This window comes from Burkholderia sp. LS-044 (genome assembly GCF_004803625.1).
Classification (GTDB): Bacteria; Pseudomonadota; Gammaproteobacteria; order Burkholderiales; family Burkholderiaceae; genus Burkholderia; species Burkholderia cepacia.
In genome coordinates, this window is sequence record NZ_SSWO01000022.1 from 56,127 (window position 1) to 71,041 (window position 14,915).

Here is a 14,915-nt window from a genome sequence, read left to right on the forward strand (position 1 = left end):
GATTGAAGCAGAGGAAGCCGTTGCAAGCGCGGGACCCACATGCAAACGTATTTTTCGTCGGCCTTATGGGAGCGGGTAAGACCACCGTGGGCCGTGCGGTCGCGCGTCGTCTCGACAGGACGTTCTTCGACTCCGACCACGAAATCGAGGCCCGTACGGGCGCGCGCATTCCGGTGATCTTCGAGCTGGAGGGCGAGGCCGGGTTTCGCGATCGCGAAACGCAGGTCATCGCCGATCTCACGCAGCGCGAGAACATCGTGCTCGCGACGGGCGGCGGCGCGGTGCTGCGCCCGGAAAATCGCGACTGCCTGAAAAGCAACGGTATCGTCGTCTACCTGCGCGCGAACCCGCACGACCTGTGGCTGCGCACGCGCAAGGACAAAAACCGCCCGCTGCTGCAGACCGAAGACCCGAAGGGGCGCCTCGAAGCGCTATATGAAGTGCGCGACCCGCTGTACCGCGAATGCGCGGATTTCGTCATCGAGACCGGCCGTCCGTCGGTCAACGGTCTCGTCAACATGGTGCTGATGCAACTCGAACTGGCGGGCGTCATCGCCAAGCCGCTACAAGCATGATTACTGTCAACGTCGACCTGGGCGACCGCGCCTACCCGATTCACATTGGCGCCGGCCTGATCGGCCGCGCCGAGCTGTTCGCACCTCACATCAAGGGTTCTTCCGTCACGATCGTCACGAACACGACGGTCGATCCGCTCTACGGCGACGCGCTGCGCGCGGCGCTCGCGCCGCTCGGCAAGCGCGTGTCGACGGTCGTGCTGCCGGACGGCGAGGCGTACAAGAACTGGGAGACGCTGAACCTGATCTTCGACGGCCTGCTGACCGACCGCGCGGACCGCAAGACGACGCTCGTCGCGCTCGGCGGCGGCGTGATCGGCGACATGACGGGCTTTGCGGCCGCATGCTACATGCGCGGCGTGCCGTTCATCCAGGTGCCGACGACGCTGCTGTCGCAGGTCGATTCGTCGGTCGGTGGCAAGACGGGCATCAACCACCCGCTCGGCAAGAACATGATCGGCGCGTTCTACCAGCCGCAGGCCGTGATCGCGGACATCGGCGCGCTGACGACGCTGCCCGATCGTGAACTGGCGGCCGGTGTCGCCGAGATCATCAAGACCGGCGCGATCGCCGATGCGGCATTCTTCGACTGGATCGAGGCGAACGTCGACGCGCTGAACCGTCGCGACCCGGCGGCGCTCGCGCACGCGGTGAAGCGCTCGTGCGAGATCAAGGCGAGCGTGGTGGCGGCCGATGAACGCGAAGGCGGCCTGCGCGCGATCCTGAACTTCGGCCACACGTTCGGTCATGCGATCGAGGCCGGGCTCGGCTACGGCGAGTGGCTGCACGGCGAGGCGGTCGGCTGCGGGATGGTGATGGCGGGCGACCTGTCGGTGCGGCTCGGCCTGCTCGACGAAGCGTCGCGGCAGCGCCTCGATGCGGTGATCGCGGCTGCGCACCTGCCGACCCGCGGGCCCGCGCTCGGCGACGCGCGCTACATGGACCTGATGCGCGTCGACAAGAAGGCGGAGGCCGGCGCGATCAAGTTCATCCTGCTGAAGCGATTCGGCGATACGCTGATCACGCAGGCGCCGGACGAAGCCGTATTCGCTACACTGGCGCAGACGACGCGCTAACGGGCGGCCCGGATGCAACGGCGCCCCTGACATGGAGGAGACGTGAGCGAGACATCCAGCAGCACACTGCCCGAAGCCGGCCGCGTATCCGCTGCGCCGGTGGCCGAGCCGCCGACACTGGCGGCGCTGGAAGCCCATCTCGCTCCGTATGCCGCACACGCGTCGCAGTCGCGCGGCCGCCGCCATCCGGAAACACCACCGGCGGCGCGCACCGAATTCCAGCGCGACCGCGACCGCATCGTCCATTCGACCGCGTTTCGCCGGCTCGAATACAAGACACAGGTCTTCGTCAATCATGAAGGCGACCTGTTCCGCACGCGTCTCACGCACAGCCTCGAAGTCGCGCAGATCGCCCGCTCGGTCGCGCGCAACCTGCGCCTGAACGAGGATCTCGTCGAGGCGATCTCGCTCGCGCACGATCTCGGCCATACGCCGTTCGGCCATGCCGGGCAGGACGCGCTGAACGCCTGCATGCGCGAGCATGGCGGCTTCGAGCACAACCTGCAGAGCCTGGCGGTCGTCGACGAGCTCGAGGAGCACTACGGCGCGTTCAACGGGCTGAACCTGTGCTTCGAGACACGCGAAGGCATTCTGAAGCACTGCTCGCGCGAGAATGCGCGCAAGCTCGGTGCGCTCGGCGAGCGCTTCCTGCAGGGCCGCCAGCCGTCGCTCGAAGCGCAGCTTGCCAACATCGCGGACGAGATCGCGTACAACAACCACGACGTCGACGACGGCCTGCGTTCCGGCCTGATCACGATCGAGCAGCTCGCGGAAGTCGAGCTGTGGCAGCGCCACTACGAGGCGGCGCTCGCCGAGTTCCCGCACCTCGAAGGCCGCCGTCTCGTGCACGAGACGGTGCGCCGCATCATCAACACGCTGATCGTCGACCTGATCGACGAAACGACGCGCAATCTCGCGCGCGTCGCACCGGCGTCGCTCGACGACGTGCGCGCGGCGCCGCCGCTCGTGTCGCACAGCGAATCCGTTGCCGCCCAGGCGGCCGCCCTCAAGCGTTTCCTCTTCAAGAACCTCTATCGCCACTACAAGGTGATGCGCATGGCGAGCAAGGCGCAGCGCGTCGTCACCGGGCTGTTCGATGCGTTCATCGACGATCCGCGGCTGCTGCCGCCGCCGTACCAGTCCGACGACGCCGCGCAGCAGCCGCGCCTCGTCGCGCACTACATCGCCGGCATGACCGACCGCTTCGCGCTGAAGGAGTATCAGCGCCTGTTCGTCATCAACGACAACTGACTGTCACAAACGATCACTAGACTTCGCCGGTTCAATGGCGATGGGAATGTTGCACACGCTGTTGGTAACGTTTTCATAGGAGAGAGGTCGATGAAGAAGAAGCCTGCGGGGACACTGGTTCGTTCGATCGCGCTCGGCGGCGCGCTGATGTTCGGGGTGCAGCACGTGGCGCTCGCCGCGACGGAAATCCAGTTCTGGCATGCGATGGAGGCCGCGCTCGGCGAGCGGGTCAACGCGATCGCCGACCAGTTCAACGCGTCGCAGAGCGACTACAAGATCGTGCCGGTCTTCAAGGGCACCTACGACCAGGCGCTCGCGGCCGGCATCGCGGCCTACCGCAGCGGCAATGCGCCGGCGATCCTCCAGGTCTATGAAGTCGGCACGGCCACGATGATGCAGGCGAAGAAGGCCGTCGTGCCCGTCTACGACGTGTTCAGGCAGGCCGGCGTGCAGCTCGACGAAAAGGCGTTCGTGCCGACCATCGCGAGCTACTACAGCGACGCGAAGACGGGCCATCTCGTGTCGATGCCGTTCAACAGCTCGACGCCGGTGCTGTACTACAACAAGGACGCGTTCAAGAAGGCCGGGCTCGATCCGAACCAGCCGCCGAAGACGTGGGCCGACGTGAAGGACGATGCCGAGAAACTGCGCAAGTCGGGGATGGCGTGCGGCTTCACGACCGGCTGGCAGGGCTGGATCCAGCTCGAAAACTACAGCGCGTGGCATGCACTGCCGTTCGCGAGCCGCAACAACGGCTTCGACGGTACGGACGCCGTGCTCGAATTCAACAAGCCGCAGCAGATCGCGCACGTGTCGTTCCTGCAGCAGATGGCGAAGGACGGCACGTTCACGTACGCGGGCCGCAAGGACGAAGCATCGGCGAAGTTCTACAGCGGCGACTGCGGGATCATGACGACGTCGTCGGGCGCGCTCGCGAACCTGCAGAAGTTCGCGAAGTTCAGCTTCGGCACGGGCATGATGCCGTACGACGCGAACGTGAAGGGCGCGCCGCAGAACGCGATCATCGGCGGCGCGAGCCTGTGGGTGCTGGCGGGCAAGGATCCGGCGACCTACAAGGGCGTCGCGAAATTCCTCGCGTTTCTCGCATCGCCGGCCGTCGCCGCTAAGTGGCACCAGGACACGGGTTACCTGCCGGTCACCAAGGCGGCGTACGACCTGACGCGCGAACAGGGCTTCTACGCGAAGAACCCGAGCGCCGAAACCGCGATCAAGCAGATGCTGAACAAGCCGCCGCTGCCGTACACGAAGGGGCTGCGCCTGGGCAACATGCCGCAGATCCGCACGGTCGTCGACGAGGAGTTCGAACAGGTCTGGGCGCAGAAGAAATCGCCGAAGGACGCGCTCGATTCGGCGGCCTCGCGCGGCAACGAGCTGCTGCGCCGCTTCGAGAAGTCGGGCAGCTGAGCGCGCATCGCGTTCGTGCCGCCGGCCGCGCCGCGCAAGTGCGCGGGCCGGCCGGCGGCGCGGTTTCCTTTCCGTTTCGCCTGACCGGATATCCGCGATGCAATCCCGTTCCCGTTTCGGCACGAGCCTGCTGCCGTACCTGCTGATCGCGCCGCAACTCGCGATCACCGCCGTGTTCTTCCTGTGGCCGGCCGGCGTCGCACTGTGGCAGTCGACGCAGATGCAGGACGCGTTCGGCACGTCGAGTGAATTCGTCGGCTTCGCGAACTTCACGCACCTGTTCGCCGATCCGCTGTATCTCGATTCGTTCCGCACGACGCTCGTGTTCAGCACGCTCGTCACGGTGAGCGGGCTCGTCGTGTCGCTGCTGCTCGCCGCGTGCGCCGACCGCGTAACCCGTGGCGCGCGCACATATCGCACGCTGTTGATCTGGCCGTACGCGGTCGCGCCGACGATCGCCGCCGTGCTGTGGGCGTTCCTGTTCAATCCGAGCATCGGCCTGATCACCTATGCGCTCGCGAAGGGCGGCATCGTGTGGAATCACGCGCTGAACGGCGGGCAGGCGATGTTCCTCGTCGTGCTCGCGTCGGTGTGGAAGCAGGTGAGCTACAACTTCCTGTTCTTCTACGCGGGCCTGCAGGCAATTCCGCGTTCGCTGATCGAGGCGGCGGCGATCGACGGCGCGGGGCCGGTGCGACGTTTCTTCAACCTCGTGCTGCCGCTGCTGTCGCCCACCAGTTTCTTCCTGCTGGTCGTCAACCTCGTCTATTCGTTCTTCGACACGTTCCCGGTGATCGACGCGGCCACCGGCGGCGGCCCCGCGCAGAGCACGAAGACGCTGATCTACAAGATCTACGCGGAAGGCTTCCAGGGGCTCGACATCGGCAGCTCCGGCGCGCAGTCGGTCGTACTGATGATCATCGTCGTCGGGCTCACGGTGATCCAGTTCCGTTTCGTCGAACGCAGGGTGCAATACGCATGATCGAAAATCGCAAGGGTTTCGACCTGTTCTGCCACGCGGTGCTGATCGCGGGCGTCGTGCTGATCGTGTTCCCCGTCTACGTCGCGTTCTGTGCGGCGACGATGAGCGCGCAGGAAGTGCTCACGGTGCCGCTGTCGCTCGTGCCGAGCACGCACCTGTTCGAGAACATCGCCTATATCTGGGGCCACGGCAGCGGCGCCGCGACGGCGCCGTTCGGCCGCCTGCTCGTCAACAGCTTCGCGATGGCGCTCGGCATCTCGGTCGGCAAGATCGCGGTGTCGATCCTGTCAGCGTACGCGATCGTCTATTTCCGCTTCCCGTTTCGCAATACGGCGTTCTGGCTGATCTTCGTCACGTTGATGCTGCCGGTGGAAGTGCGGATCTTCCCGACCGTGCAGGTCGTGTCGACGCTGCATCTGACGAACACCTACGCCGGGCTGACGCTGCCGCTGATCGCGTCGGCCACCGCGACGTTCCTGTTCCGGCAGTTCTTCATGACGCTGCCCGACGAACTGATGGACGCCGCGCGCATCGACGGCGCGGGGCCGATGCGCTTCTTCTGGGACGTCGTGCTGCCGCTGTCGAAGACGAGCATCGCGGCGCTGTTCGTGATCACGTTCATCTATGGCTGGAGCCAGTACCTGTGGCCGATCCTGATCACGACGGAGGCATCGCTGTCGACGGCGGTGGTGGGCATCAAGATGATGATCGCGAGCGGCGACGCCGCGACCGAATGGCAATACGTGATGGCGGCGACGCTGCTGGCGATGATTCCGCCGCTCGTCGTCGTGCTGGCGATGCAGCGCTGGTTCGTGCGCGGCCTCGTCGATTCCGAGAAATGAACCACGGACGGTAACCGGGAGAAGGACCAGGTATGGCTGCGCTGAGCTTGAAGGGCGTCAGGAAATCCTACGACGGCAAGCAGCACGTGCTGCATGGCATCGACGTGGAGATCGCCGACGGCGAATTCATCGTGCTGGTCGGCCCGTCGGGCTGCGGCAAGTCGACGTTGCTGCGGATGATCGCGGGGCTCGAGACGGTGACGGACGGCGAGATCGCGATCGGCGAGCGCGTCGTCAACACGCTGGAGCCGAAGGATCGCGACATCGCGATGGTGTTCCAGAACTATGCGCTGTATCCGCACATGACGGTCGCGCAGAACATGGGCTACGGGCTGAAGATCCGCGGGATCGAGCGTGCGACGATCGACTCGCGGGTGGCGGCGGCCGCGAAGATCCTCGAACTCGAGCCGCTGCTCGCGCGGCGCCCGCGCGAGCTGTCGGGCGGCCAGCGGCAGCGCGTCGCGATGGGGCGCGCGATCGTGCGCGAGCCGTCGGTGTTCCTGTTCGACGAGCCGTTGTCGAACCTCGACGCGAAATTGCGCGTGCAGATGCGGCTCGAGATCCAGCGGCTGCATGCGCGGCTCGCGACGACGAGCGTCTACGTGACGCACGACCAGATCGAGGCGATGACGCTCGCGCAGCGCGTGATCGTGATGAACCGCGGCTACGCGGAGCAGATCGGCGCGCCGGTCGACGTGTACGAGAAGCCGGCAACGGTGTTCGTCGCGGGCTTCATCGGCTCGCCCGCGATGAACCTGATGCACGGCCGGCTGTCGGACGACGGCGCGACGTTTACGGTCGCGGGCGGCGGCCCCGCGCTGCCGGTCGCCGGTTCGCCCGGCATCGGCGCCGAGATCGCCACCGGGCGCGACTGGGTGCTCGGCGTGCGTCCGGAGCACATGACACCGCAGCCGGGCGTCGCGCAGGCGACGCTGCCGGTCGACTCGTGCGAGCTGCTCGGCGCGGACAACCTCGCGCACGGCCGCTGGGGCAACCACGACGTCGCGGTGCGCCTGCCGCACGCGGACCGCCCCGCGCGCGGCACGGCGCTGGCCGCCGCACTGCCCGCGCACCGGCTGCATTTCTTCGATCCGGAGACCGGCAAGCGTGCCGGCTGAACCTGCTGCACCTGCCGGGAGACCGACGATGACAACCCGTACCGACTGGCCCTATCCGCGCGTCGTCGCCCATCGCGGCGGCGGCACGCTCGCGCCGGAGAACACGCTCGCCGCGCTCGACGAGGGCGCGCGCCGTGGCCACCGGATGGTCGAATTCGACGCGAAGCTGTCGGCCGACGACGTGACGTTCCTGCTGCACGACGACACGGTCGACCGGACGTCGAACGGTCACGGGCCGGCGGCGGGCATGCGATACGAGGCGCTGGCCGCACTCGATGCCGGCGCGTGGCGCGACGCGCGCTTCGCGGGCGAGCGGATGCCGACGCTCGAGGCGGCGGCGGCGCGCTGCATCGCGCACGGGCTGGCCGCCAACGTCGAGATCAAGCCGTGCCCGGGGCGCGAGCGCGAGACCGGGCGGCGCGTAGCGGCCGACGCGGCCGCGTACTGGCGCGATGCCGCGGTGGAGCCGCTCTTGTCGTCGTTCTCGTTCGATGCGCTGCAACAGGCACGCGCGACGGCGCCGGCGCTGCCGCGCGGGATGCTTTACGAGGCCGTGCCGGACGACTGGCATGCGCAGGTTGTCGGCGCGCTCGGCTGCGTTTCGTTGCATGCAGACCACAAACGGCTGGATGAACCGCTCGTGCGCGCGATCAAGGCGGCCGGCCTGCGCATCCTGGTTTACACGGTGAACGACCTCGAACGGGCTCGCGAACTTGCGCGCTGGGGTGTCGACGCGGTCTGCACGGACCGGATCGACCTGATTGCCCCCGATGCGCTGGACGACATCGCGTAGCGGAATGCCCCGCGCGACGGCGCGTACGGGAAGACCCTGAGACAAAAAAACGACGCCCCGGCGGGATTTCCGCCGGGGCGTTTTACATCGTGGAGACGTTACGTCAGGAAAAATCCGCTACAAATTGCAGCAGGATTAACCATTCCCCAAATATTCGACTACGCTTAGAAGCGGTAGCCGACGTTCAGGTACGTGACGATCGGGTTCAGCGAGATGTGAGCCTTCGACGTTTCGGTCAGCGTGCCGACCTGGGTCCGCTTGGCCGTCGTGAAGGTCGCGGTCACGCTCACCGGGATGTACGACATCGAGAAGCCGGCGAACCAGTGTTTCGTGAAGTTGTACGTGAAGCCGGCGTTGAAGACGGGCGCCCACTGGTTGCTGGTCTGCGCGTTGGTCGGGCCGCCGAGCACGCCGTTCTCGAATGCGCTGTTCGTGATCTTTGCGCCGGTGAACCAGATATACGAAGCGCCGATGCCGACATACGGACGGAACTTCGCGTTGGCGTCGTTGAAGTAGTACTTCAGGAGGAGCGCGGGGCTCCACTGGTACGCACGGCCGAGCGTACCGAATCGCGAGAACTGGCCCTTGCCGGTGATGTCGAACTTCGGCGGGATGCCGGCGATGAACTCGGTAGCGATGTGGTCGGTCACGAAGTAACCGGTTGCCAGTGCGAGCGTGTCGGCGTCGCTGATGCCTGCGCCGGTGTTGGGAACCGACTGGTTGATCGGCGTGCCGCCTACGCCGTACAGGAACAGCGGGTCGCTGCTGTCCTGCGGCGCAAGGTGCAGCCAGCCGGTGCTGACGTAGAAATCACCTGCGGATTGTGCATGTGCCGTACCGCCCGCAAACGTAAATGCGAGCGCTGCAGCCCCCGTAATGGCCAGTTTTCGTTTCATTGTGTCTCCTCCGATCTAAGGCGTGCTCATTATGACGACTGCGTTTAAAACCAAACAAGCTCGTAAGTTAGAGTTTTCACCCTAGGATTAGTACGACCGTACGCATCCGCGCACCGACAGGACGGGCATTCTGTGCAAGTGCGCACTTCCGGACCCTCGGGTATTTCCTAACGCGTTCAAACGGACATTCAGCATGGCACGGTTAGCACGACTCTACGTTCCCGACCAGCCGCAGCACGTGATACTGCGCGGCCTGGATCAGCAACCCGCGTTCGTCGACGACCAGGACTACGAACTCTTCATCGATTGCCTGAAGGCCGCCGCGCGCGATCATCACCTGTCGGTGCACGCCTACGTGCTGCTGCCGCGCCAGGTGCAACTGCTCGTCACGCCGAGCGACGAGGCGAGCCTGCCGAAAGCGATGCAGGCTGTCGGCCGCCGCTACGTCGCGCATTTCAACCGGCGCTATTCGCGGCGCGGCACCCTGTGGGAAGGCCGCTATCGCGCGACCGTGATCGAAGGCGAGCGCTATTTCCTGCTCGCGAGCCGCGTCGTCGAGATGAGCCCGGTGCGCGCGCAGCTGGTCGCGACGCCGGAGGCCTATCGCTGGTCGAGCTACCGGCATCACGTCGGGCTCACCGTCGACAGCCTGATCACCGACCATCCGCTCTACTGGGCGCTCGGCAATACGCCGTTCGACCGCCAGCGCGCGTACAAGGAGCTGTGCGAGCAGCCGCTCGACGAGCGGCAGGCCGACCAGTTGCAGCAGGCGACGCTGAAAGGCTGGGTGCTCGGCGGCGAGAACTATCGCGAATGGGCGGCGCGCACGGCGAACCGGCGCGTGTCGCCGCTGCCGCGCGGACGCCCCAGAAAGGTGCGCGAGAACACGCCGCCGATCCAGCAGTAACGCGGGAAAGGCGGGCCAGAAGCGGCGCTGCGGGCGCCGCTTCTTTTTGCACCAAAACGATGCGGCCCCAATAAAATGGCACCAGATCGAAGCATCCATTTAATTGGGGTTCGATCAAGCGGTTTTTGTTGCTATTCCCTTGATTCGTCGCGTATATTCCGAATTCCGGTGGCCCGGGCGAAGCATGCCCATCCACTGTCGGCCGCGCCGTCTCCCGTCGGGAGCGGGATCGACGGCAACAAGAAAATGGTTCAACGGCCTCCAGGCCCCCTTTACGACGGTGTCCCCATGAACGACCACCAGCAGCCGCTCGCCGCGGTGCCCGCCGCACAAGGTCTGTATGACCCGCAAAACGAACACGACGCCTGCGGCGTCGGCTTCGTCGCTCACATCAAGGGCAAGAAGAGCCACGAGATCATTCAGCAGGGTCTGAAGATCCTCGAGAACCTCGATCACCGTGGCGCGGTCGGTGCCGATCCGCTGATGGGCGACGGCGCGGGCATCCTGATCCAGATTCCGGACGCGTTCTATCGCGAGGAAATGGCGAAGCAGGGCGTGAACCTGCCGCCGGCCGGCGAATATGGGGTCGGCATGATCTTCCTGCCGAAGGAAAACGCATCGCGTCTCGCGTGCGAGCAGGAGCTCGAGCGCACGGTGAAGGCCGAAGGTCAGGTCGTACTCGGCTGGCGCGACGTGCCGGTCGACCACGCGATGCCGATTTCGCCGACCGTGAAGGCGAGCGAGCCGCTGATCCGCCAGATCTTCATCGGCCGCGGCAAGGACATCATGGTGACGGACGCGCTCGAGCGGAAGCTGTACGTGATCCGCAAGACGGCCAGCCACCGCATCCAGGCGCTGAAGCTCAAGCACGGCAAGGAATACTTCGTGCCGTCGATGTCGGCGCGCACGATCGTCTACAAGGGGCTGCTGCTTGCGGGCCAGGTTGGCGTGTACTACCGCGACCTGCAGGACGCGCGCGTCGTGTCGGCGCTCGCGCTCGTGCACCAGCGCTTCTCGACCAACACGTTCCCGGCATGGGAACTGGCTCACCCGTACCGGATGATCGCGCACAACGGCGAGATCAACACCGTGAAGGGCAACGTGAACTGGCTGAACGCGCGTACCGGCGCGATCGCGTCGCACGTGCTCGCCGACGATCTTCCGAAGCTGTGGCCGCTGATCTACCCGGGCCAGTCCGATACGGCCTCGTTCGACAACTGTCTCGAACTGCTGGTGATGGCCGGCTACCCGCTCGTGCACGCGGTGATGATGATGATCCCGGAAGCGTGGGAACAGCACACGCTGATGGACGAGAACCGCCGCGCGTTCTACGAATACCACGCCGCGATGATGGAGCCGTGGGACGGCCCGGCCGCGATCGCGTTCACCGACGGCCGCCAGATCGGCGCGACGCTCGACCGTAACGGCCTGCGTCCGGCGCGCTACATCGTCACCGACGACGACCTCGTCATCATGGCGTCGGAAGCCGGCACGCTGCCGATCCCCGAATCGAAGATCGTCAAGAAGTGGCGCCTGCAGCCGGGCAAGATGTTCCTGATCGACATGGAACACGGCCGCATCATCGACGACAAGGAGCTCAAGGACAACCTCGCGAACGCGAAGCCGTACAAGAGCTGGATCGACGCGGTGCGCATCAAGCTCGACGAGATCGAGCCGAAGGCCGAGGAAGTCGCGGCCGGCCGTACGCAGGGCGCCGCGCTGCTCGACCGCCAGCAGGCGTTCGGCTATACGCAGGAAGACCTGAAGTTCCTGATGGCGCCGATGGCGCAGCAGGGCGAAGAGGCCGTCGGTTCGATGGGCAACGACTCGCCGCTCGCGGTGATGTCGAACAAGAACAAGACGCTCTATCACTACTTCAAGCAGCTGTTCGCGCAGGTCACGAACCCGCCGATCGACCCGATCCGCGAGAACATGGTCATGTCGCTCGTGTCGTTCATCGGCCCGAAGCCGAACCTGCTCGACACGAACAACATCAACCCGCCGATGCGTCTCGAAGTGTCGCAGCCGGTGCTCGACTTCAAGGACATCGCGAAGATCCGCGCGATCGACCAGTACACGGGCGGCAAGTTCAGCGCATACGAACTGAACATCTGCTATCCCGTCGCCTGGGGCAAGGAAGGCATCGAGGCGCGTCTCGCGTCGCTGTGCGCGGAAGCCGTCGACGCGGTGAAGTCGGGCTACAACATGCTGATCGTGTCCGACCGCAAGACGGACGCCGAGCATGTCGCGATCCCGGCGCTGCTCGCCACGTCGGCGATCCACACGCACCTCGTCCAGCAAGGGCTGCGCACGAGCACGGGCCTCGTCGTCGAGACGGGCTCCGCACGTGAGACGCACCACTTCGCGCTGCTCGCGGGCTACGGCGCGGAAGCCGTGCACCCGTACCTCGCGATGGAAACGCTCGCGAAGATGGCCGAAGGCCTGCCGGGCGACCTGTCGCCGGAGAAGGCCGTCTACAACTTCACGAAGGCGGTCGGCAAGGGCCTGCAGAAGGTGATGTCGAAGATGGGCATCTCGACGTACATGTCGTACACGGGCGCGCAGATCTTCGAAGCGCTCGGCCTGTCGAGCGACCTCGTCGAGAAGTACTTCAAGGGCACGGCGTCGAAGGTCGGCGGCATCGGCCTGTTCGAAGTCGCGGAAGAAGCGATCCGCCTGCACCGCGACGCATTCGGCGACAACCCGGTCCTGCGCGACATGCTCGACGCGGGCGGCGAGTACGCGTACCGCGTGCGCGGCGAAGACCACATGTGGACGCCGGATTCGATCGCGAAGCTCCAGCACGCGACGCGCAGCAACTCGTACCAGACGTACAAGGAATACGCGCACCTGATCAACGACCAGACCAAGCGTCACATGACGTTCCGCGGCCTGTTCGAGTTCAAGGTCGAGCCGACCAAGGCGATTCCGATCGACGACGTCGAGCCGGCGAAGGACATCGTCAAGCGCTTTGCGACGGGCGCGATGTCGCTCGGTTCGATCAGCACCGAAGCGCACGCGACGCTCGCGATCGCGATGAACCGGATCGGCGGCAAGTCGAACACCGGCGAAGGCGGCGAGGACGAGAAGCGTTACCGCAACGAGCTGCGCGGCATTCCGATCAAGTCGGGCGAGACGCTGAAGTCGGTGATCGGCGACGAGATCGTCAGCGACATTCCGCTGAAGGACGGCGATTCGCTGCGCTCGAAGATCAAGCAGGTCGCGTCGGGCCGCTTCGGCGTCACCGCCGAGTACCTGGCATCGGCCGACCAGATCCAGATCAAGATGGCGCAGGGCGCGAAGCCGGGCGAAGGCGGCCAGCTGCCGGGCCACAAGGTGTCCGAGTACATCGGCAAGCTGCGTTACTCGGTGCCGGGTGTCGGCCTGATCTCGCCGCCGCCGCACCACGACATCTACTCGATCGAGGATCTGGCGCAGCTGATCCACGACCTGAAGAACGTGAACCCGAGCTCGAGCATCTCGGTGAAGCTCGTGTCGGAAGTGGGCGTGGGCACGGTCGCGGCCGGTGTCGCGAAGGCGAAGGCCGATCACGTCGTGATCGCCGGCCATGACGGCGGCACGGGTGCGTCGCCGCTGTCGTCGGTCAAGCACGCGGGCACGCCGTGGGAACTCGGCCTGGCCGAAACGCAGCAGACGCTGGTGCTGAACCGCCTGCGCGGCCGGATCCGCGTGCAGGCCGACGGCCAGATGAAGACGGGCCGCGACGTCGTGATCGGCGCGCTGCTCGGCGCGGACGAATTCGGCTTCGCGACGGCACCGCTCGTCGTCGAAGGCTGCATCATGATGCGCAAGTGCCACCTGAACACGTGCCCGGTCGGCGTCGCGACGCAGGATCCGGTGCTGCGTGCGAAGTTCAAGGGCCAGCCCGAGCACGTCGTGAACTACTTCTTCTTCGTCGCCGAGGAAGTGCGCGAGATCATGGCGCAGCTCGGCGTCGCGAAGTTCGACGACCTGATCGGCCGTGCCGACCTGCTCGACACCCGCAAGGGCATCGAGCACTGGAAGGCGAAGGGCCTCGACTTCTCGCGCGTGTTCTACCAGCCGGAAGAGTGCGAGGACGTCGCACCGCGTCACGTCGACGTGCAGGATCACGGCCTCGAGCGCGCACTCGACCACGTGCTGATCGAGAAGGCGAAGGCGGCGATCGAGAACGGCGAGCACGTGTCGTTCATCCAGCCGGTGCGCAATGTGAACCGCACGGTCGGCGCGATGCTGTCGGGCGTGATCGCGAAGAAGCACGGCCACGAAGGCCTGGCCGACGACGCGGTGCATATCCAGCTGAAGGGCACGGCCGGCCAGAGCTTCGGCGCGTTCCTCGCGAAGGGCGTGACGCTCGACCTCGTCGGCGACGGCAACGACTACGTCGGCAAGGGCCTGTCGGGCGGCCGGATCATCATCCGTCCGACCAACGACTTCCGCGGCAAGTCCGAGGAAAACATCATCTGCGGCAACACGGTGATGTACGGCGCGATCGAAGGCGAATCGTTCTTCCGCGGCGTCGCGGGCGAGCGCTTCTGCGTGCGCAACTCGGGCGCGACGGCGGTCGTCGAAGGCACGGGCGACCACGGCTGCGAATACATGACGGGCGGTACGGTCGTCGTGCTCGGCGAGACCGGGCGCAACTTCGCGGCCGGCATGTCGGGCGGTCTCGCGTACATCTACGATCCGGAAGGCACGTTCGCGGCGAAGTGCAACAAGTCGATGGTCGCGCTCGAGCCGGTGCTGCAGCAGGCCGAGCAGGAGCGCACGGTCGACCGCGCACTCTGGCACGCAGGCACGACGGACGAAGCGCTGCTCAAGGGGCTCGTCGAGCGTCATTTCCAGTTCACGGGTTCGCCGCGCGCGAAGTCGCTGCTGGAAAACTGGGACGCGGCGCGCCGCCAGTTCGTGAAGGTGTTCCCGCACGAATACAAGCGCGCGCTGGGCGAGATCGGTGCGAAGAAGGCGGCGAAGGAAGAACTGGCCGCCTGAGCGACGAACGACATAGCGAATGCCGCGCGCGCCTGACGGCCGCGCGCGGCTCCCCCAC

The 14,915-nt window shown here is 66.0% G+C and carries 11 protein-coding genes; 10 read left to right on the top strand and 1 reads right to left on the bottom strand.

Features of this window, described 5'->3' with window-relative positions; genetic code table 11:
- Nucleotides 1-20 precede the first annotated feature (20 nt).
- The 8 genes from aroK to ugpQ all read left to right on the top strand — a co-directional run bounded on the left by aroK (nt 21) and on the right by ugpQ (nt 8,062).
- Nucleotides 21-575: a shikimate kinase AroK gene (gene aroK / locus E9536_RS36260; RefSeq protein WP_027788566.1), complete on the top strand. Its 555-nt coding sequence runs from the start codon at nt 21-23 to the stop codon at nt 573-575.
- Entirely contained in the window at nt 572-1,651 is a 1,080-nt protein-coding gene (aroB, locus tag E9536_RS36265; RefSeq protein WP_027788565.1) for a 3-dehydroquinate synthase, read from the top strand. Before aroK ends, aroB begins: the two co-directional genes overlap by 4 nt.
- Before the next feature lie 66 nt (nt 1,652-1,717).
- Nucleotides 1,718-2,902, top strand: a complete 1,185-nt coding sequence (locus E9536_RS36270) for a deoxyguanosinetriphosphate triphosphohydrolase (RefSeq protein WP_205713839.1) — start codon at nt 1,718-1,720, stop codon at nt 2,900-2,902.
- A 90-nt stretch (nt 2,903-2,992) separates the two neighbouring features.
- Entirely contained in the window at nt 2,993-4,327 is a 1,335-nt protein-coding gene (gene ugpB, locus E9536_RS36275) for a sn-glycerol-3-phosphate ABC transporter substrate-binding protein UgpB (protein ID WP_136472470.1), read from the top strand.
- Nucleotides 4,328-4,424: 97 nt separating this feature from the next.
- The gene (gene ugpA, locus E9536_RS36280; protein ID WP_027788563.1) at nt 4,425-5,309 is read left to right on the top strand and encodes a sn-glycerol-3-phosphate ABC transporter permease UgpA; all 885 of its coding nucleotides are present in this window, start codon (nt 4,425-4,427) and stop codon (nt 5,307-5,309) included.
- On the top strand, nt 5,306-6,151 hold the full coding sequence (gene ugpE / locus E9536_RS36285) for a sn-glycerol-3-phosphate ABC transporter permease UgpE (protein WP_027788562.1): 846 nt from the start codon (nt 5,306-5,308) through the stop codon (nt 6,149-6,151). The genes ugpA and ugpE overlap by 4 nt, the downstream gene beginning before the upstream one ends.
- 32 nt (nt 6,152-6,183) lie before the next feature.
- Complete coding sequence (locus E9536_RS36290; protein WP_042977269.1) at nt 6,184-7,269, top strand: sn-glycerol-3-phosphate import ATP-binding protein UgpC; 1,086 nt, start codon at nt 6,184-6,186, stop codon at nt 7,267-7,269.
- A 28-nt stretch (nt 7,270-7,297) separates the two neighbouring features.
- Nucleotides 7,298-8,062, top strand: coding sequence for a glycerophosphodiester phosphodiesterase (ugpQ, locus tag E9536_RS36295; protein ID WP_136472472.1), 765 nt, complete (start codon nt 7,298-7,300; stop codon nt 8,060-8,062).
- A gap of 164 nt (nt 8,063-8,226) precedes the next feature.
- Here the strand turns inward: ugpQ and E9536_RS36300 are convergent, their stop codons facing one another.
- Nucleotides 8,227-8,958, bottom strand: a complete 732-nt coding sequence (locus E9536_RS36300; protein WP_059698123.1) for an OmpW family outer membrane protein — start codon at nt 8,956-8,958, stop codon at nt 8,227-8,229.
- Nucleotides 8,959-9,151: 193 nt separating this feature from the next.
- Here E9536_RS36300 and E9536_RS36305 point away from each other — a divergent pair, with 193 nt between their 5' ends.
- Both E9536_RS36305 and E9536_RS36315 read left to right on the top strand, forming a co-directional pair.
- Nucleotides 9,152-9,865 carry a transposase gene (locus E9536_RS36305; protein WP_006477151.1) on the top strand — a complete coding sequence of 238 codons (714 nt, stop codon included), beginning with the start codon at nt 9,152-9,154 and terminating at the stop codon, nt 9,863-9,865.
- Between the two features lie 288 nt (nt 9,866-10,153).
- Complete coding sequence (locus E9536_RS36315; protein ID WP_027788558.1) at nt 10,154-14,857, top strand: glutamate synthase-related protein; 4,704 nt, start codon at nt 10,154-10,156, stop codon at nt 14,855-14,857.
- Nucleotides 14,858-14,915 lie beyond the last annotated feature (58 nt).